Below are 19,143 nucleotides of genomic sequence, written 5' to 3'. Positions count from 1 at the left end.
AAGTGCCGCCACCGCGCATGCTCTGCGTAAAGCAGGTAGACCGCCGAATTGACGTGTCCTTGGGTGTCGAGCTCGTAGTGTCGGACCTCGATCTCGACGGCGAACTCATCGGTGCCGATGCTCATTTCGGGCGCCTCCGCATCTGTTACATATTCAGTGCGTCTGTAGGGAAATTGTAACCTCGTGAGCACTGGCGAGGCTTGTGATCTGCACCCCGCTGCCGTACCGCGAAATGTCGACCACCGTTCCCGGTCTGAGGCCCAACGCGTCGCGCAGCGGCTTGGGCACGACGATGCGGCCAGCCGAGTCAATCACAGCCTCCATGGGATCAAGATACCGTCGAAATCCCAATCAGTAGCTCAACAGGCGCTCCATCGGGATCTCCTTGCCCTGCCTGACCCCGCCTGCTTCGAGAAGCTGTCTTCACACAACGATCAGGCGTAGCCCGGGGTCGACTCGATGGAGACCGTCGGGATCAGAGGTGACCACGCGAGGGCCGCCGCGCCAGGATTGGGCAATGACACCAGCCGGGACGGCCAAGGCCAGCCCGTTCTCCTGCGTCCGACGTAGCAACGCCCTGATACGGGGATCACCGCGTTCGAGTGCAAACAGTGCCCCGGTGTCAAGCGTGAAACCGCCACCACTCATTCCAGGCTGAGAGCCTTGTCTGCCCAAGCGAAGTCGTCGACGCTCGGCAAGCCAAGTTCGCGATCCAAGTCGTCGAGCAGCGCGATCAGACTGTTCTCCCGCTCAGCACGGGCGACAGCACCGCTAATGAAGCCCGACACTGAGGCTGCTCGACCCTCTCGAACTGCCCGACGGATCGCCTCCACCTGTTCGTCCGGCAGACTCACCGCAATCTTGGACATACCGTGATCATACTGGTGGTATGACCGGCGTGCTACACGTTGAACCGAAACTCCACCACGTCGCCGTCGGCCATCACGTAGTCCTTGCCTTCCATCCGCACCTTGCCCGCGGATTTGGCGGCGGCCATCGACCCGGCGGCGATCAGGTCGTCATAGCAGACCACTTCGGCCTTGATGAAGCCTTTCTCGAAGTCGGAGTGGATCACCCCGGCCGCCTTGGGTGCGGTGTCACCGCGATGAATGGTCCAGGCCCGGGCCTCCTTGGGCCCGGCGGTCAGAAACGTCTGCAGCCGTAGGGTGTGAAAACCGGCCCGGGCCAACCCGTCTAGCCCCCGCTCGGTCTGCCCGATCGATTCCAGCAGCTCCAGCGCCGACTCGTCGTCCAGCTCGGCCAGCTCGGCCTCGATTTTGGCGTCCAAGAACACCGCATCAGCCGGGGCAACCAACTCGCGCAGTTCGGCCACCCGAGCCGCGTCGGTCAGCACCGCCTCGTCGGCGTTGAACACATACAGAAACGGTTTGGTGGTCAGCAGGTTCAACTCCCGCAACGCCGATGTGTCCAGGCCGGCGGCGAACAGCGTTGTGCCGCTGTCGAGTACCTGCTGTGCCGCGGCGGCCGCGTCGTAGACGGGTCTGCGGTCCTTGTTGTTGCGGGCTTCCTTGGCCAACCGCGGCACCGCGCGTTCCAAGGTCTGCAGGTCGGCCAGGATCAGCTCGGTCTCGATCACCTCGATGTCGGATTTCGGATCGATCCGCCCATCGACGTGGGCCACGTCGTCGTCGGAGAACACTCGCACCACCTGGCAGATCGCGTCGCATTCGCGGATGTTGGCCAGGAACTTGTTGCCCAGCCCGGCCCCCTCCGATGCGCCTTTGACCAACCCCGCGATGTCGACGAAGGTCACCGGGGCCGGCACGATCCGCGCCGAGTCGAACATCGCCGCCAGCTCGGCCAGCCTGGGATCGGGCAGCGCAACCACGCCTTCGTTCGGTTCGATCGTGGCGAACGGGTAGTTGGCGGCCAACGCGCTGTTGCCGGTCAATGCGTTGAACAACGTCGACTTGCCGACGTTGGGCAGCCCCACGATCCCCAGGCTCAGGCTCACAGGGCATCAAGTTTACGGTGTGCTCTTTGCCGTTGAAGACCCGATCCGTAGGGAAATAGTCAATGGCGCCCGTTCAGTGCAGCAACTCCACGTCGAGCGGCGTCGCCACCTGCTGCTCGTGTGGTGCTGTATCCGGTTGGCGCACATACCGTCGCCACGTCAGCACCGCTGCGGTCAGGTAGAACGACAAGAAGATCCAGAAGGCCGACGTCTCCGTTCCGGTGTTTTGGTAGGACTGGCGCAACGCAAGGTTGATTCCCACGCCACCGAGCGCACCGAATGCGGCGACGAACCCGATCACCGCACCCGACATGGCCTGCGACCAGCGGCGGCGCTCGGCTTGGTCGACATTTAGCAGGTGGCTGCGTGCATCGAAGACCGACGGGACCATCTTGTAGACAGATCCATTGCCCAACCCGGCAAGGACGAACAACACCAGATAGCCGACCACCGTCGCCACGGTGCCCGCACCGGAGCGGTGGCCGTCAAGGGAGCTGAGATAGACCAGCAACCCGGTGGTCACCCCCATGGCAGCAAAGACCGCCAAGCTGACACGGGCACCGCCGACGCGATCGGCAAGTCGCCCACCGTAGATGCGGGCCAGCGACCCCAGCGCAGGCCCGATGAACGCCAACTCGGCCGCATGCAGTGCGGCCTGCGCCGTGCTCTGTCCCTCGGCGATGAAATTGTGCTGCAACACCAAACCGAACGCAAACGAAAACCCGATCCAGGAGCCGAACGTGCCCAGGTAAAGCAGCGCAAGCAACCAGGTATCCGACAACGCGAAGATCGCCCGCAGGTGGCTCACCTCGGTGGGGTGCTCCAGGTTGTCCATGAACCGCGCCGCGCCCCAGGCGACGACCGCCAGCAGCACAAGGTAAAGCCCGCACACCCAAAACGGTGACCGCTGACCGGCAACGGCGATCACCAGTAAACCCACCAACTGGACCATCGGCACCCCCAGGTTGCCCATCCCGGCGTTGAAGCCCAACGCCGTGCCCTTGAGTCGCTGCGGGTAGAACGCGTTGGTGTTGGTCATGGAGGCGGCGTAATTGGCGCCGCCGAATCCCGTCAGCGCCGCGCACACCAGATAGGGCCACAGCGGTAGGCCGGGGTGGGCCAGCAACACCATCGCTGTGGCCGTCGGGATGACCAGCACCACGATCGAACCCACCGTCCAGTTACGCCCCCCCACCATCGCAATCCCCATCGAATACGGGATCCGCAGACACGCCGCGACCAAGGTGGCGGTGGCACCGAGAAGAAACTTATCCGCCGAGGAGAAGCCGTACACGCTCTGCGGCATGAACAAGGCCAGCACCGGCCACAGCGTCCAGACCCCGAAGGCGACGTGGTCGCACGCCACAATCCACAGCAGGTTGCGACGGGCGATCGTCTTGTCGCCGGCTTCCCACGCCAGGGTGTCTTCGGCATCCCAGAACGAGATGTCATGGCGCTGAGCCATCAATTCCTCACCTTTCCGCACGCCGAACCAGCGTGAGTGTCGAAACAGCTTCTCCCAGCGGGAAACACTGCTCGGCTCCAACCAACGTTGTCGATGTCACTACTACGGCAAGACAGCCGCTGCACGACAGGGCATCGGCCTGTCAGTGTGCTACCTATTGCCTGTGTGAGCTGTGCAACAGCCGACCACCTCGAAAACGGCAACCGCAGACCAACAGCAGACATGGCCGCCGAAAACGCGACGGAAGCCGAGGCGACCAGCGGTCCCGATGCTCGTGGCGCAGCGGCACGGCATTTACCGGTCTGGGGGCCACCAGCCGGTACGGTCAACGTGTGTCAGCACAGCGGGCGAGGTCGGCGGTGACGGCCGATCACCGTTCGGCTTACCCCAACCTGCCGGGTCTGCCGTGGTGGGCGGCGATAGTCGTCGCGACACTCACAACGGCGGTCGGGATCGCGTTCGACGCCGGATCGGGCGGCAACGAGCTGACCGGCGTCTTCGCCGCACTGTATGTACTGGGTTGCTTCACGGCTGTGCTCGCGGTGCGGCAATCGGGCGTGTTCACCGCCGTCATCCAGCCTCCGCTGATCCTGTTCTGCTCCGTACCCACTGCCTATTGGGTGTTCCACGGCGCAACCTTCACCGGCATCAAGGAGATCCTGATCAACTGCGGTTACCCGTTGATCGAGCGGTTCCCGCTGATGCTGTTCACCTCGGCCAGTGTGCTGCTGATCGGCATGAGCCGCTGGTATTTCGGGATGGTGACGCGGCCGGCGACTCCGGCGGCCGGACCCGGGCGTGTGGCATCGACCGTCAAGCGGCTGACCGTGAAACTGGTCGCGGTGTTTCACCGCGATCCCGCCCGCGCCGCCGCGGCCCCGGCAACCCCGCGACGACAACGCGGCACCGACCGTCCCCGTCGACCCAGCCGCTCCGCGGCACCTCGCGGATCAGGGTCCAAGCATGCCATGCAGGGGCGTTCCCGACGGCCGCCGGCCGACGACAGGCCCAACTGGGAGGTTGACCACCCCCGACGGCGCCGGCCGCCGCCCACCCATGGCGAAGCTCCACCACCGCCGGCGCGGCGCCGCCCCAGGCCTGGGCAGAACGGCGCCCGGCACGGTCAGCCGGCCCGAGACGCCCGGCGCGACGCACGGTCGGACGCCGGCCGATCGGCGGCCCGAAGCAGCCGGATGGATTCCTATCGGCCCGTCGAGCGGTCGGGACCACCGCCGCCTCCGCCATCTCTGCCACCTCGCCGGCGGGCTCCGAATGCCGCCGCCGGTGGCCGTGACACCGGGGCCACGCACCACCCGATCTCACAGGTGCGTTATCGCAGGCCGAACCCAAGCCAAGAGTCTGGCGCGGAACCGCCAACCCGGTCGAACAGACCACGCGGGGACGCAGCCGAGTCCTGGGAATACGACATTTGACGCGCTGGCTACTGCCCTACTGTCGAGGCGGGCGGATCTCCCGCGGCAAGGCGAACACCAGCGTCTCGTTGGCCGTAGCCACCGGATGCACCGTGTCGTAGCCGTCTTCGGCCAACCGCTCCAACACACCGCGCACCAGGATCTCCGGAACCGATGCGCCGGACGTGACGCCGATGGTCTGCACGTTGTCCAGCCACGCCGGGTCGATGTCCTCGGCGTAGTCGACGAGGTGAGCGGCCGTCGCTCCTGCGCCCAGCGCCACTTCCACCAACCGGTTCGAGTTCGACGAGTTGCGCGATCCGACCACGATCACCAGCTGGCATTCGGCGGCCATCGCCTTGACAGCGGTCTGCCGGTTCTGGGTGGCATAGCAGATGTCGTCACTGGGCGGATCCTGCAGCTTCGGAAACCGGTCCCGCAGCCGCAGCACGGTCTGCATGGTCTCGTCGACGCTCAGAGTGGTCTGCGACAGCCACACCACCTTGTTCTCGTCGCGCACGGTCACCGCGTTCACCGTGTCCGGGCCGTCGACCAGCTGCACATGTTCGGGCGCCTCGCCGATGATGCCGATGACTTCCTCGTGGCCTGCGTGGCCGATGAGCAGAATGTCGTAGCCGTCGCGAGCGTAGCGCTTGGCCTCGTTGTGCACCTTGGCCACCAGCGGACAGGTCGCGTCGAGGACCCGCAGCCCCCGGTCGGCGGCCGATGCATGCACGTCCGGTGCCACGCCGTGCGCGGAGAACACCACCATCGCGCCTTCGGGCACCTCGTCGGTGTCCCGGACGAAGATCGCACCCTTTTTGGTCAGGGCGTCCACCACGTGCTTGTTGTGCACGATCTCGTGCCGGACGTAGACCGGCGCACCGTGTTTCTCCAATGCGCGCTCCACCGTTTCGATGGCCCGGTCGACGCCCGCGCAGTAGCCACGCGGTTCGGCCAACAACACGCACTTGCCGGTGCGGGCGTCGGTGGCGGACACTGCTGCTGACCGGCTGGAACCGGGCATCCCGATGTCGAGCGTCGGTGGCATGGCAACCAGCGTACGGTCCGCGTCGGTGACCAGGCCAGCTCAGGGGCAGCTCGCACCACCTGCTTGGCGTTGACCGGCCGTTGAGGCAGGCTTGGGGCCATGGCTACTGCACCGTATGGAGTCCGGCTGCTGGTGGGCGTGGCGACCGTCGCCGTCGAGGAGACCATGAAGCTGCCCTATACCGTCTTGACCTACCCGATGACGCTGGCCAGCCAGGCCGCACACATCGTGATGCGATGGCAGCAAAGCCTGGCCGAGCTGGCGATCAAAGGAGACTCCACGCTGGAGACGCTGTTCCCGCCGAAGGACGAGCAACCGGAGTGGGCGACGTTCGACGAAGACCTTCAGGCCGGTGAGGCCGGTGAGGCCGGTGAGGCTGGTGATGAGTCGGGTGACGACGGACTCAGCTCGGCGTCCGACGGTTCGGGCGGTGATCGCCGTTCGGAGGGACGGTTCGCCCTCTATTCGGTCGCCGAGGCCGGTGATAACCCGGAGGCGAACGTCATCAGAGCCACGACGGCCGGTGTCGCGGTCCACGCACCGGACGTGGTCAGCGAACTCGACTATGCGACGCTGACCCTGGCCCAGCTGCGGGCCCGGCTGCGGTCACTGAGTGTCGACGAGCTGGAAGCCCTGCTGGCCTATGAAGAGGCCACCAGGGCGCGGGCGCCGTTTCAGACGCTGCTGGCCAACCGGATCACCCGCGCGACCGCGAAGTGAGCGCACCCGCCCCGGGAAACTCCCCCGAGAACCCGTTCCCGGTCCGGGCGGTCGCGGTGCGGGTGGCCGGCTGGATCGACAGGCTGGGACCGGTCTGGGTGGAGGGTCAGCTGACCCAAATCGACCTGCGACCCGGTGTCAAGACGGTGTTCATGGTGTTGCGTGATCCCGCCGCCGAGATGTCGCTGAGGGTGACGTGCACCCGTGACTTGGTCGCAGGTGCGCCGGTCAAGCTGACCGAAGGCACCCGGGTGGTGGTCTGCGGCAAGCCAAATTTCTTTACCCGGAACGGCACCTTCTCGTTGCGGCTCAGCGAGATCCGCGCCGTGGGGGTTGGCGAGTTGCTGGCCCGCATCGAGCGGCTGCGCCGGCTGCTGGACGCCGAGGGACTGTTCGACCCGCGGCTCAAACAGCCGATTCCGTTTCTGCCGGCCACCGTCGGCCTGATCACCGGCCGGGCCAGCGCCGCCGAGCGGGACGTCACGACGGTGGCCACAGACCGCTGGCCGGCGGTGCGGTTCACGGTGCGCAACACCGCCGTGCAGGGGCCCGATGCCGTGCCGCAGATCGTCGAGGCGCTGTGCGAACTGGACGCCGACCCCGACGTGGAGGTGATCGTGGTGGCCCGCGGCGGCGGCAGCGTCGAGGATCTGCTGGCGTTCTCCGACGAGACGCTGTGCCGGGCGATCGCCGCCTGCCGCACGCCGGTCGTCAGCGCGGTCGGCCACGAGCCCGACAACCCGCTCTGCGACCTGGTCGCCGACCTGCGCGCCGCCACGCCCACCGACGCGGCGAAGAAGATCGTCCCGGATGCCGGCGCCGAACTGGCGCTGATCCTCGAGTTGCGCGGGCGCGCCGGCCAGGCGCTGCGCAACTGGGTGCTGCGCGAAGAACGGGTGCTGGCCCAGCTGCGCAGCCGGCCGGTGCTCGCTGACCCGCTGCGTGCACTGACCTCGCGCAGCGAGGAGGTGCACCGCGCCCGAACCGCGGTACGCCGTGACATCGGCCGGTTGATCGCCGTACAGACCGAGCGTGTCGGCCACCTGTCCGCGCGGCTGGCCACGCTGGGTCCGGCGGCCACCCTGGCCCGCGGCTACGCGGTGGTGCAGACCATTTCGGCGCAGGGGCCGGCGCACGTGCTGCGGTCGGTCGACAACGCCCCCGCCGGCACCCGCCTGCGGGTGCGGGTGTCTGATGGTGCGGTGGCGGCGGTGAGTGAGGGACGCACCGATGGGGGCTGAGCCGATGAAGCCCGTCAGTGAACTCGGGTATGAACAATGCCGTGACGAGCTGGTCGAAGTCGTGCAACAGCTGGAGCAGGGTGGGCTGGACCTCGACGCGTCGCTGAGCCTGTGGGAACGGGGTGAGCAGCTGGCCAAGCGCTGCGAAGAGCACCTGGCCGGGGCGCGCCAGCGGGTGCAGGATGCGCTGGCCGCCGAAGAGCCCGACGAGGCCTGACTTCGCCCTCGCCTTCGGAACTTTTCCGACGAACACTGCGACGTGCGCATCAACCAACAGTCCGCGCAACCGTCGCAACCGAGTCGGTGCCGCGCGCCTGCGGCGCACCTCACCATAGAGCGGATGCGCCACCCGCACTCCCACACCCCCAACGACGGGCTCGAGCGTGATCAGGCCACGGGTATCGGCCTCCTCGACCGCGGCAGGATCAGTGATCCGCCTCAGGGCCGCCAATTCGATCGGCTCCCCGACAGCCAGCGCGTCGATGACATCGCTGACCGGCTCGGGCAGGGCCCCGATGCGGGATTCGATCAGCTCAACCAGGCCCGGTGCGATGATCGGATCGCCGATCCACCGCCAGGACCCGTGCTGTTGCACCAGCCGGCCGTCGACGACCTCCTGCTCGACGATGTTACGCAGATACAAGACATTGCCGCGGGTCAGCTTCCATAACCGCTGAGCCGCATCAGGTTCCACCGAGGCCGCTAAGGTCGCCGACAGCAGCGCGGTGCTCTCATCCAGCGACAATGGCTGCAGGTCGAGCCGGTCGAACCGGCCAGCTGTCCATATCTCGTGCACCGCGGCGGGAATGGGTTCGCCGTCGCGAACGGTCAGAATCACCTTCGCCGTGCCCCGCTGCACGATCTGATGCACAACGAATGCCGACAGATCATCGAGCAGATACACGCCATCGACACCAACCACTACCGCGGCATCAGACGAGCGGGCTGTCAGCGACTCGATCACCCCTCGCAGCAACTGAACCGTGTCGGCGACACCCGACGGCGCCCACGCGGCGAAAGCCCCCAGCGGAATCGCCCGCGCCGAGGATGTGCCGACCGCCCAACGGACTTCGCAACCCTGCGACTCGGCAGCAGCCAAGGCCTCACGAGCGATCCGGCTCTTACCCACACCGGCCGCCCCGTAGACAACGATCCCGGAAACATCCGAAGCCAAAATGGCCGACTCGAGGGCTCCCATCTCCTCCGAGCGGCCAATCAATGGCCACGACAAGCGCACGCCCCCACTCATGTCATCGCCTCGGCTAACGCCATATGACCCTCGTAGCCAACCTCGGTGGCGCGCTTGAGATACCGATCGGCGAACTCGCGATAGCCATCCTCGTCGCCGTTCGCGCGTGCCATCAGCGCCCGCAGCCGCAGCAGCGGCACCTCGAACAACACGTACCCCGGGTCGGTCGGCACCGCCGCCAGCCGGTCGATCGCGGCCTGCGCCTCGCCGAGGTCGGTGTTCGCGCCGCGCTGCAGTAGTGCTTCCACGAAAACTCTGGTCGCCTCGCCGCGGGTGATCATCTCACCCGCGTCGTATAGGTAATTGACGACCGTATCCGCTAGCTTGATCGCACCGTCGACATCCCCAAGCCTGGCCTTCTCCCTTGCGAGCTCGGTGTCGACGACCCGCACCGCGTTGTCTGCGAACCCGTGCCGCAGTTGAGCTTCACGATATTGCTGTAGCAGCGCCAAGCCGGCACCACGGTGCGAACCGTCCCGATTGACGAGAATGAGGCCACGATTCAGCCTGGCGAAATCCACCGCAAAGTCATCGCCGCAACGCTCGGCCATCTCCAGCGTTTCGGCGGTGTCCCGGTCAGCCGCCGCGTCCGGCCGTAATACCCCGACGTGGACGGCGAAGCCGTACTTACAGAGCACGGCGAGGACATAAGACGTCGCATCGACACCGGCCATCGCGATCGCCTGATCGAGGTCGTCCTGCCAGCCTGGAAGCCCGAGGCAATATCGGTTCGAGCCACGATACGCGAACGCCAACGCCAACGGTGACCCGACCAGCAGGTTGCCCTTGGTGGGGTCGCCTTCAGCCAGGTCGATGGCGCGCTGCGCCAGGTGCAGGCCTTCCGCCGCCTCGCCTGCCTGCCACTTGGCATTGCTCGGCGCGCCGGCAACCGCAACCGTCAACGTCGGATCGCTGATCAACTCGAGCAACCTGCTGCAGTCCGAGGCAACCCGCGCCGATTCCCGGAACCGGTTGTGTAATACCAGCGTCGTCAGCAGGCCCGCCATGCCCATCGCTAGTGACCCGCTGTCATCCGCGGCAGTGCAGAGGTCACGCAGTTCCTCGAAGCCGGTGTCGGCAACGCTGCCGCTGACCCGCCAGCTGTTGCCGCACAGCAGAGTACGCGGAGCGATACGCATCGATGTGCGGTCGGTATCGTTTGCCAGCAACCGGTCAGCGACATCGCGCGCCCGACGCCAGCTCATCTGCGCCGCGCGAATGTCGCGGTAGTTCAACCAGCCTCCGGCGCGCATGTGCCAGCCGTACGCCGCCGGTAGATCCTCGGCGGCCTCGAGATGCTCGGCGATGAGCGCGGCGTTCTCGTCGAGTGCATCGGGGTGGCGTTGTTCGATTGCGGTGGCCAACCGCCGATGCAGCTCGGCACGGTCGGTTTTGAGCTGTGATTCGTAGGCCACGATCCGGATCAGCGGGTGGTGGAAGGCAAACTCCGCGTGCGGAGTGAACTGCACCTGATCGACCAGTTCGGCAGCGAGCAACCGGTCGATCTGTCCTTCCTCATCCAGCAGCGCTAATTGCTCAGCACTGAACCGCATCCCGATTACCGCGGCGGCGTTCAGAGTCCGTTTGGCAGCCGGGTCCAGCCGGTCGATACGGGCGGCGATGGTGGCCTGCAGAGTCGCCGGTACGACGACGTCGGGCGCACCGGAAAGCAGATACGCCCCTCGCCTGCCCTGCAGCACACCGCGCTCGGCCAGATCACGCACCATCTCCTGGGCGAAAAACGGGTTCCCGGCGACACGCTCGGCGATAGTGGAGGCCAGCCCACTCACCGACGGGTCCTGCCCAAGTAAAGCGGCGATCAAGGCCGATGATTCCGAATCGCTCAGCGGCGTAAGCACAATCGTTTGTGCACCGATTATGTGACTCAACGCGCCATGGTACTCGGGCCGGTAGGTGACCAAGAGCAGCGACGGAGTTTGCCGGATCACCGCCAGGAAATCCGCCAGCAGCAAGTCGCTGACCTCGTCGATCCAGTGCGTATCCTCAACAACATAGACCGCGGGCGTGCTGCGCGCCAGCGAGACGGTATTGACCAACCGAGTCAGTCGACGGCGCCGGGCATCGGGATCAATGGCGGGCAATTCGACACTGCTGTCTCGAATGCCGAGCAGGTCATCGAGCAGCAGCAGATCCTGCGGATCAGCGTCAGGCGCGCGCCGTCGGACTCGCGCGTGTGCCGCCTCGCCGCCGAGTCCGGCCACCCCCAGTGCCGTGCGCAGCAGCGACCTCACCGTGTGGAAGGGGATTTCACTGGCGTGCGACTCACAATAGGCGGCGAACACCTCCACGCCGCGGTCCTGCGCAACGGCGCTGACCTCGCGGGCAATGCGACTCTTGCCGATACCGGGCGGCCCCACCACACCCACCACGCACCCGGTGCCGCCGATCGCCTGCTCCAGAATCCCGGTCAGCGCGCCCATCTCCCAGCTGCGGCCCACCAGTGACGGATCCTGCCGGCCGGCGTGGCGATGCTCCGACGACACCGCCAGCAGCCGCCGCGCCCGCACCGGCTCAGCGGCGCCCTTGATATCCACCAGCTCCAGCTCGCCTAACGTTGCTACGTCTTCGACCAAGCGTGCGGTGGATTCGCTGAGCATCACCCCACCCTGCGGCGCCACCGACTCCATGCGCTGCGCCAGACCGACCTGCGCGCCGATTGCGGTGTAACTGCCTGGGCCGGACCCCATCTCACCGGTGACCACCTCACCGGAGTTCAAACCGACCCGCAGTCGCAGCCCAACATCACCGGCCGCCGCGGTCCCGCGCTGGATCTCCAACGCCGCCAAGCAAGCCCGCAACGCATGGTCCTCTAATGCGACCGGAGCACCAAAGACCGCCATAATCCCGTCACCGGTGAACTTGTCCACCGTCCCGCCATAGCGCTGCACCACCCCCGCACACCGGTCGCACAACCCGGTCATGATCTCCCGCAGCCGCTCGGCCCCGACTGCCGCGGCGATGTCCATCGAATGCACCGCATCGGCGAACAACACCGTCACCTGCTTGTACTCGGCAGGTTGGCGAATCGATGCGACGGGCGCACCACACTCGAAACAGAACTTGGCGTTCTGCTGCAATTCAGTCGCACATGCGGCACACGCGGTCATGTCATCGCCTCCGCCAACGCCATATGGCCTTCGAACCCGAGGTCGGTGGCCCTCTGGCGGTAGCGGTCGACGAAGTCGCGGTAGCCATCCTCGTCGCCGTGTGCGCGCGCCGTCAGCGCCCGCAGCCGCAGCAGCGGAATCTCGAACAACACGAACCCCGGCTCGGTCGGCACCGCCGCCAGCCGGTCGATAGCGGCCTGCGCCTCCGCGATATCGCCGTCGTTGCCGCGTTGCAGCAGTGATTCCACCAAGACTCTGGTCGCCTCTCCGCGCGTGATCATTTCGCCCGTACCGAACAGGTAGTCGACGACGCCGCGTGCCAACTGGATGGCGTCGTCGATATCGCCGACCCCGGCGCCGACCCTGGCTTTCTCCCTCGCGAGTTCGATATCGGCGACACGCACAGTGTTCTTTGAATATCCGTGTCGCAAGTGAGCTTCGCGATACTGGTTACGCAGCGTGAGAACTGTTTCGTGAAGCGGCTTTTCCTCCCTCGCGAGGACGATGGCACGGCACGCTCGGGCAATATCCACCGCGGCGTCGTCGCCGGAGTGCTCTGCTCGTTCCAGCGCTTCGGCGGTGTCCCGTTCGGCTGCCGCGTCCGGCAGCAATACACCGAGGTGGACGGGGAAGCCGTACTTCCAAAACACGGTGATGGTGTAGGTCGTCGCGTCGACGATGCGGGCCAAGACGATCGCCTGATCGAGGTCTTCTTTCCAGCCCGGGAAGCCGAGGCAGTATCGGCTGGCTCCACGCATCGCAAACGCGGCTGCCAACGGTGATCCGACCATCAGGCTGCCCATGGTGGGGTTGCCTTCGGCCAGGTCGATGACGCGCTGCGCCAAGCGCAGACTTTCGGCTGCCTCGCCCACTTGCCACTTGATATTGCTCGGCCCGATCAAAATCCCGACTGTCAGCGACGGATCGCCGATCGACTCGAGCAGCCGGCTGCACTCCGACGCAAGACGCGCCGATTCCCGGAACCGGTTATGCATTATCAGCGACATCATCAGGCCGCCCATGCCGATCGCCAGCGACACCTTGTCGCCGGCGGCCGTGCAGAGGTCGCGCTGTTCGTCGAAGCCGGTGTCGGCGACGCTGCCGCTGACCCGCCAGGTGCTGCCACACAGCAGAGTGCGCGGGGCGATGCGCATCGGCGTCCGGTCCGCATCGTCGGTGGGCAGCCGGTCGGCGACTGCTCGGGCGCGTTCCCAACTGACTCGCGCAGCCCTGATGTCGCGGTATTGCGCCCATGTCCCGGCGCGCATGTGCCAGTCGAAAGCGGCATGTAGGTCGCCTGCGGCTTCGAGATGTTCGGCGATCAGCGCTGCGTTCTCGTCCGACGGATTGTGCTGTTGGATCGCAGCCGCCAGGCGCCGATGCAGTTCGGCACGGTCGGACTTGAGCTGTGATCCGTAGGCCACCGACCGGATCAACGGGTGACGGAATGCGTACTCCGCCTGCGGGGTGAATCGCACCTGATCGACGATTTCAGCGGCGATCAACTCACCCATCTCAACGTCACCATCGAGCAACGCCAACTGCTCTGCGCCAAAGCGCAACCCGATCACCGCAGCGGCGTTCAGGGCCTGTTTAGCAGCCGGCTCGAGCCGGTCGATACGGGCGGCGATGGTGGCCTGCAAGGTCGCCGGCACGGCGGCGTCGGCGTCGTCTATGTCGCAGACATAGTTGCCGCGGCTCCCGGTCAGCACACCACGCTCGGCCAGATCACGCACCATCTCCTCAGCGAAAAACGGGTTTCCCGCCGCCCGCTCGACGACCCGCTCGGAAAGGGCTGCCACCGACGGGTGCGAACCGATCAATTCGGCGGCAAGCGTGGACGTCTGTGACGCATTCAATGGCGCAAGGGTGATCGTCTGCGAGTTCGGTGTCCGGGTCAGCACGCCCTGGTATTCGGGGCGGTAGGTGATCAACATCAGCGACGGCGTTTGCCGGATCACGGTGAGAAGATCCGCCAGCAGCAACTCGCTGACCTCGTCGATCCAGTGCACATCCTCCACGACATAGACCGCGGGCGTGGTGCGCGCCAGCGAGACGGTATTGACCAACCGTGTCAGCCGCCGGCGCCGGGCATCGGGATCGATAGCGGGCAGGGCGACCCCGCTCTCTCCAATGCCGAGCAGGTCATCGAGCAGCAGCAGGTCCTGCGGATCAGCATCAGGCGCGCGCTGTCGGACCCGGGCCCGCGCCACCTCGTCGGCAACGCCGCTGACCCGCCATGCGGTGCGCAGCAACGAGGTCACCGTGTGGAACGGGATTTCGCTAGCGTGCAACTCACAATACGTCGCGAACACCTCGACGCCGCGGCCCTGCGCGAGGGCGGTCACCTCGCGGGCAATGCGGCTCTTGCCGATACCGGGCGGCCCCACCACACCCACCACGCACCCGCTGCCGCCGATCGCCTGCTCCAGGATGCCGGTCAGCGCGCCCATTTCCCAGCTACGGCCCACCAGCGACGGATCCTGCCGGCCGGTGTGTCGACGCTCCGAAGACACCGCCAACAGCCACCGCGCCCGCACCGGGTCGGCGGCGCCCTTGATCTGGACCAACTCCGGCTCGCCCAACGTGGCGACGTCTTCGACCAACCGCGCGGTCGATTCGCTGAGCATCACCCCGCCCGGCGGCGCCACCGACTCCATCCGTTGCGCCATGCCGACCTGGGCGCCGATGGCGGTGTAGCTGCCCGGCCCGGACCCCATCTCGCCGGCGACCACCTCACCGGAGTTCAGGCCGACCCGCAGTTGAAGCGCGACCCCATCGCTCCCGGCGGTCTCGCGTTGGATCTCCAACGCCGCCAGGCACGCCCGCAACGCATGGTCCTCCAAAGCCATCGGCGCACCGAAGACCGCCATGATGCCGTCGCCGGTGAACTTATCCACCGTCCCGCCATAGCGCTGCACCACCCCTGCACACCGACCGAACAGCTCGGTCATGATCTCGCGCAGCCGCTCAGCGCCCACCGCCGCGGCGATATCCATCGAATGCACCACATCGGCGAACAACACCGTCGCCTGCTTGAACTCAGCAGGCCTGGTGGCATTAGTGACCGGCGCACCACACTCGAAACAGAACTTCGCGTTCTGCTGCAACTCGGTACCACATGCCACGCATGCCGTCATGTCATCGCCTCCGCCAACGCCATATGGCCCTCGAAACCAAGATCATTCGCCATCGTGCGGTAACGTGCCGCGAAATCTCGGTAACCCACCTCGTCGCCGTTCACCCGCGCCAGCAGCGCCCTCAGCCGCAACAAGATGAGGTCTCGCAACACATAATCGTCGCTCAGCGGAGCGGCGGCCAGACGGTCGATCACCGCCTGGGCTTCATCCAGGTCTTCACTCCCGCCGCGTTCAACGAGCAGCTCACCCAAAATCCCAGCCGCTACAGCGCAGTATCCGAGCTGCCTGGCAGCAAAACTGTCGTTGAGCGCGCCCTCAGCCAGCTGTATCGCATGATCGCGGTCTCCGCGCCTGCCCAACGCAAGCGCAGTCCAGATGTCGATACCACGAATCTCCGACGAGTAGAAGCGGCCGTGCGCGCACATCTCGCGAAGCTGTTCGAGCAGCTCCAGCACCCGTTCCTCTTCCGGTGAATCTTGGTACAGCAGAGCTGTTATCAACGAATACAGAGCGAAGCCCCGAGTGATGTCGTCAGCGGACCGATTGGCGATGCTCAATGCTTCATCGATGTCCCGCCGTATGTTGGGGTTGGGCAGAAGCACTCCACAAGCGATCGCCGCGCCGTACGTCCAGGTAACACAAATTCCGTACGACAGCGCGTCGGATCTGCGCGCCATCGCGATGGCATGGCCGAAGTCTTCCCGCCATCCGGTGCGGCCCGACGCCCAGCGGGCGAAACCCCTGGAAGCCAGGACGAGCGCCAATGGTGAGCCGATAATGAAGTTCCCTTTGGTGGGGTCGCCCTCGGCGAGGTCGATGACCGCTTGCGACCACCGCAGCACCTCCACCATCTCACCGGTCGCGACCTTGACTGCGATCGATGCGATAGATAGCCCGACCGTCAGCGTCGGATCGCCGATCGACTCGACAAGAGCCAGGTGTTCGGAGGCCAGCGTCGAAGCCGCACGCATCCGGCCGTGAAAATAATGTTCGCCGACCAGCCCGGCCATCCCTATGGCCAGGGACGCCTTGTCCCCGGCAGCCGAGCACAACTGCTGCAACTCGTCAAACCTGGCGCCGGCGACAGTAACCTGGCTCCGGAAGCCGTTGGCGCAGATAAGCGTGCGCGGTGCGATACGCATCGCCAGCAGGTCCGGGTCATCGTCGGGCAGCGTGTCGGCGATCTGGCGGGCCCGCTCCCAGCTCACCTGCGCCGCGGCGATATCGCGGTTGGTCGACCAGGCGCCGGCGCGCATGTGCCACGAGTACGCGTCCCGCAGGTCACCGGCGGCTTCTAGATGCTCGGCGACCAGCGCGGCGTTGGTGTCGGCCGAACCCGGGTCGTGGGCTTCGATGACGGCGGCGAGGCGCCGATGCAGCACGGCGCGGTCGGACTTGAGCTGCGATTCGTAGGCCACAGTGCGGATCAACGGCTGATGGAAGGCGTACTCGGCGTGCGGGGTGAACCCGACCTGATCGATCAACTCGGCCTGCATGAGCTCGTCGAACGCCGGGTCGATGCCCAGATCGACCAGCAAATCGGTGCTGAACCGCGACCCGATCACCGCAGCTGCGCGCAGCGTCTGCTTAGCGGCCGGCGCAACCCGGTCGATACGGGCCGCGATGGTGGCCTGCAGGGTAGCCGGCACACTCACCTCGTCGGGCGCACCGGTAAGCAGGTAGGCGCCTCGCTGTCCCTGCAGCACGCCGCGTTCAGCCAGATCACGCACAATCTCCTGGGCAAAGAACGGATTCCCGGCAGCACGCTCGCCAATCACACCAGCCAAGTCGCCCACCGACGGATCCGCACCAAGCAGCTCGGTAATCAACGCCGACGACTCCGAATCACTCAGCGGGGCAAGCGAAATAATTTGAGCACCGTCCAGCCGGGACAACGCGCCGTGGTATTCGGGCCGGTAGGTGATCACCACCAGAGACGGGGTTTGCGGGATCACAGCCATGAAGTCGGCGAGCATAGACTCGCTGACCTCGTCGATCCAGTGCGCGCCCTCGATCACATAGAGTCTCGGTGACGTCCGAGCGAGCGTGGTCGTATTGACAAGCGCGGTCAATCGCCGCCGCCGCGCATCGGGATCGATGCGGGGCAGTTCGACGTCGGGATCGGCAATAGCGAGCAGACCGTCGAACAGCAGCAGATCCTGCTCGTCGGCGTCGGGCAGTCGGGTTCGTAGCGCCGCGTGGGCAGCACTGCGGCCCAGGTCGGCCACCCCGATGGCCGCGCGCAGCAGCGCCGCCACCACATGGAACGGGATCTCGCTGGCGTGGGCCTCGCAGAAGGTGGTGAACACCTCGACACCGCGGTCGGCGGCCATCGCAGCAATTTCACGAACGAGGCGGCTTTTGCCGATCCCGGGTGGTGCGACCACGCCTACCACAGCACCGCTGCCGCCGATGGCGCGCTCCAAGATCGCCTCCATGGCCGTCAGCTCCCAGCGCCGACCGACCAGGCTCACCTCCCGATCTGCAATCGCCTCGTGGTGCGATTCCACCCGCAGCAGACGACGGGCCCACATCGGATCGTCGGCGCCCTTGATCTGCACCAACTCCGGCTCAGCCAGCACCACCCAGCCCTCGACCAAGCGTGCCGTCGATTCACCGAGCATCACCGCACCCGGCGGCGCCACCGACTCCATCCGCTGCGCCACACCGACCTGCTCGCCGATCGCGGTGTAACTGCCCGGCCCGGACCCCATCTCGCCGGCGACCACCTCACCTGAGTTCAGGCCAACCCGCAGCTGCGGCCCAACATCACCGATCGCCGCGGTCTCACGCTGGATCTCCAACGCCGCCAGACACGCCCGTAACGCATGATCCTCCAACGCCACCGGCGCCCCGAACACCGCCATGATCCCGTCACCGGTGAACTTGTCCACCGTGCCGCCATAGCGCTGCACCACCGCCGCACACCGGTCGCACAACCCGGCCATGATGTCCCGCAACCGCTCGGCACCCACCGCCGCGGCAATGTCCATCGAATGCACCACATCGGCGAACAACACCGTCACCTGCTTGAACTCGGCCGGTCTGGTGACCACAGTCATCGGGGAACCACAGGAGTGGCAGAAGCGCGCGTTCTCCAGTGATTCAGTGCCACACGTTCGGCACGCGGTTGTCGTCGTCATCATTAGGCAGCCAATCCGTGGATCGATCGATCCAGGATAAGCTTTCTTCCTTAATATGCGACTTTTGTTTACCTGAATGTCATAGTAGTGATGGCAGCGGGAAGATTTCACCTGTTGCGCTGTTCACCAGGGCGGCGCGATCCAGCCGGGCTCGCAGCGGCACCATGTCGAACACCGCCATGGCCACCAGCCGCAGCTCGTTAAGTCTTGCTCGCGGCGCCAGCGAACAGTGCGGCAGCCAGGTGCCGGGCCGGTAGTGCTTGTGCCGTTCGGCGCCGAGGTCGAACGCCCGGTTTCATAACGCTTCGCCCGGGCTTACGACTGGCAGCCCGAGAGCGCTGGCGGCGGCGGCGAGGCGTTTGTCGTACACGACCATCGCGGCCAACGGCGCCGTTGCCCCCGCGGTTTGAGCAGTGGCAAGGTGCACCGCGTCCAGTGAGCGCACTGCGGCATCGGGGTAGGCTGCTGCCGTCGAGCGGATGACTGAATCGATTTCAAAGCGGTCCAACCTGGCCAGCACCGTCGGTACTTCAGGCAGCCCCTCTGGTGCGACGGCCCGAACAGCTCTCGGCAACTCGACTTCGGTCAACGCAGATGTGATCCAACGCATGTCGATATG

14 protein-coding genes and 1 pseudogene are annotated in these 19,143 nt (G+C 66.1%); 5 read left to right on the top strand and 10 right to left on the bottom strand.

Annotation, left to right across the window (positions count from 1 at the left end; genetic code table 11):
• Positions 1-153: 153 nt before the first annotated feature.
• From AC2VON_RS00505 to AC2VON_RS00490, 4 genes are all read right to left on the bottom strand, one after another.
• Positions 154-324: an AbrB/MazE/SpoVT family DNA-binding domain-containing protein gene (locus AC2VON_RS00505; RefSeq protein WP_486951192.1), complete on the bottom strand. Its 171-nt coding sequence runs from the start codon at positions 322-324 to the stop codon at positions 154-156.
• Between the two features lie 320 nt (positions 325-644).
• The gene (locus AC2VON_RS00500) at positions 645-869 is read right to left on the bottom strand and encodes a ribbon-helix-helix domain-containing protein (RefSeq protein ID WP_486951191.1); all 225 of its coding nucleotides are present in this window, start codon (positions 867-869) and stop codon (positions 645-647) included.
• Between the two features lie 32 nt (positions 870-901).
• The gene (gene ychF / locus AC2VON_RS00495) at positions 902-1,975 is read right to left on the bottom strand and encodes a redox-regulated ATPase YchF (protein ID WP_486951190.1); all 1,074 of its coding nucleotides are present in this window, start codon (positions 1,973-1,975) and stop codon (positions 902-904) included.
• A gap of 73 nt (positions 1,976-2,048) precedes the next feature.
• Positions 2,049-3,440: a nitrate/nitrite transporter gene (locus AC2VON_RS00490; RefSeq protein ID WP_486951189.1), complete on the bottom strand. Its 1,392-nt coding sequence runs from the start codon at positions 3,438-3,440 to the stop codon at positions 2,049-2,051.
• 332 nt (positions 3,441-3,772) lie between these two features.
• Between AC2VON_RS00490 and AC2VON_RS00485 the strand changes: the two genes are divergently transcribed.
• On the top strand, positions 3,773-4,873 hold the full coding sequence (locus AC2VON_RS00485) for a DUF6542 domain-containing protein (RefSeq protein WP_486951188.1): 1,101 nt from the start codon (positions 3,773-3,775) through the stop codon (positions 4,871-4,873).
• A gap of 16 nt (positions 4,874-4,889) precedes the next feature.
• On the opposite strand, the gene AC2VON_RS00480 is transcribed toward AC2VON_RS00485, so the two are convergent.
• Complete coding sequence (locus AC2VON_RS00480; RefSeq protein WP_486951187.1) at positions 4,890-5,903, bottom strand: 4-hydroxy-3-methylbut-2-enyl diphosphate reductase; 1,014 nt, start codon at positions 5,901-5,903, stop codon at positions 4,890-4,892.
• Positions 5,904-6,002: 99 nt separating this feature from the next.
• Here AC2VON_RS00480 and AC2VON_RS00475 point away from each other — a divergent pair, with 99 nt between their 5' ends.
• The 4 genes from AC2VON_RS00475 (at position 6,003) to AC2VON_RS00460 (ending at position 8,534) form a co-directional block, all read left to right on the top strand.
• Positions 6,003-6,623, top strand: coding sequence for a lipid droplet-associated protein (locus AC2VON_RS00475; protein ID WP_486951186.1), 621 nt, complete (start codon positions 6,003-6,005; stop codon positions 6,621-6,623).
• A complete protein-coding gene (gene xseA / locus AC2VON_RS00470) occupies positions 6,620-7,864 on the top strand; it encodes an exodeoxyribonuclease VII large subunit (protein WP_486951185.1) in 1,245 nt (414 codons plus the stop codon). Before AC2VON_RS00475 ends, xseA begins: the two co-directional genes overlap by 4 nt.
• Positions 7,854-8,081: an exodeoxyribonuclease VII small subunit gene (locus tag AC2VON_RS00465; RefSeq protein WP_486951184.1), complete on the top strand. Its 228-nt coding sequence runs from the start codon at positions 7,854-7,856 to the stop codon at positions 8,079-8,081. Before xseA ends, AC2VON_RS00465 begins: the two co-directional genes overlap by 11 nt.
• A gap of 123 nt (positions 8,082-8,204) precedes the next feature.
• On the top strand, positions 8,205-8,534 hold the full coding sequence (locus AC2VON_RS00460; protein WP_486951183.1) for a hypothetical protein: 330 nt from the start codon (positions 8,205-8,207) through the stop codon (positions 8,532-8,534).
• 351 nt (positions 8,535-8,885) lie between these two features.
• Here the strand turns inward: AC2VON_RS00460 and AC2VON_RS00455 are convergent.
• The 5 genes and pseudogenes from AC2VON_RS00455 to AC2VON_RS00435 all read right to left on the bottom strand — a co-directional run.
• Positions 8,886-9,113 (bottom strand): annotated as a pseudogene (locus AC2VON_RS00455) (ATP-binding protein); the annotation flags it as partial.
• Positions 9,110-12,241, bottom strand: a complete 3,132-nt coding sequence (locus AC2VON_RS00450; RefSeq protein WP_486951182.1) for an AAA family ATPase — start codon at positions 12,239-12,241, stop codon at positions 9,110-9,112. The pseudogene AC2VON_RS00455 and the gene AC2VON_RS00450, both read right to left, overlap by 4 nt.
• Complete coding sequence (locus AC2VON_RS00445) at positions 12,238-15,381, bottom strand: AAA family ATPase (RefSeq protein WP_486951181.1); 3,144 nt, start codon at positions 15,379-15,381, stop codon at positions 12,238-12,240. Before AC2VON_RS00445 ends, AC2VON_RS00450 begins: the two co-directional genes overlap by 4 nt.
• The gene (locus AC2VON_RS00440; RefSeq protein WP_486951180.1) at positions 15,378-18,524 is read right to left on the bottom strand and encodes an AAA family ATPase; all 3,147 of its coding nucleotides are present in this window, start codon (positions 18,522-18,524) and stop codon (positions 15,378-15,380) included. Before AC2VON_RS00440 ends, AC2VON_RS00445 begins: the two co-directional genes overlap by 4 nt.
• Before the next feature lie 295 nt (positions 18,525-18,819).
• Positions 18,820-19,143, bottom strand: a 324-nt coding sequence (locus AC2VON_RS00435) for a PIN domain-containing protein (RefSeq protein ID WP_486951179.1), incomplete at its 5' end; no start/stop codon positions are given.

Source organism: Mycobacterium sp. TH-M82 (genome assembly GCF_057473605.1).
The sequence above is the reverse complement of the archived record's forward strand: the minus strand, read 5'-3'. Positions and strand labels throughout refer to the sequence as shown.

What these genes read in the sequence shown, in the direction of transcription:
- AC2VON_RS00440 (WP_486951180.1), bottom strand. Translation starts at nt 18,524, where the DNA reads ATGACGACGACAACCGCGTGCCGAACGTGTGGCACTGAATCACTGGAG.
- AC2VON_RS00480 (WP_486951187.1), bottom strand. Translation starts at nt 5,903, where the DNA reads ATGCCACCGACGCTCGACATCGGGATGCCCGGTTCCAGCCGGTCAGCA.
- AC2VON_RS00460 (WP_486951183.1), top strand. Translation starts at nt 8,205, where the DNA reads ATGCGCCACCCGCACTCCCACACCCCCAACGACGGGCTCGAGCGTGAT.
- AC2VON_RS00505 (WP_486951192.1), bottom strand. Translation starts at nt 324, where the DNA reads ATGGAGGCTGTGATTGACTCGGCTGGCCGCATCGTCGTGCCCAAGCCG.
- AC2VON_RS00465 (WP_486951184.1), top strand. Translation starts at nt 7,854, where the DNA reads ATGGGGGCTGAGCCGATGAAGCCCGTCAGTGAACTCGGGTATGAACAA.
- AC2VON_RS00445 (WP_486951181.1), bottom strand. Translation starts at nt 15,381, where the DNA reads ATGACGGCATGCGTGGCATGTGGTACCGAGTTGCAGCAGAACGCGAAG.
- AC2VON_RS00490 (WP_486951189.1), bottom strand. Translation starts at nt 3,440, where the DNA reads ATGGCTCAGCGCCATGACATCTCGTTCTGGGATGCCGAAGACACCCTG.
- AC2VON_RS00475 (WP_486951186.1), top strand. Translation starts at nt 6,003, where the DNA reads ATGGCTACTGCACCGTATGGAGTCCGGCTGCTGGTGGGCGTGGCGACC.
- AC2VON_RS00500 (WP_486951191.1), bottom strand. Translation starts at nt 869, where the DNA reads ATGTCCAAGATTGCGGTGAGTCTGCCGGACGAACAGGTGGAGGCGATC.
- AC2VON_RS00450 (WP_486951182.1), bottom strand. Translation starts at nt 12,241, where the DNA reads ATGACCGCGTGTGCCGCATGTGCGACTGAATTGCAGCAGAACGCCAAG.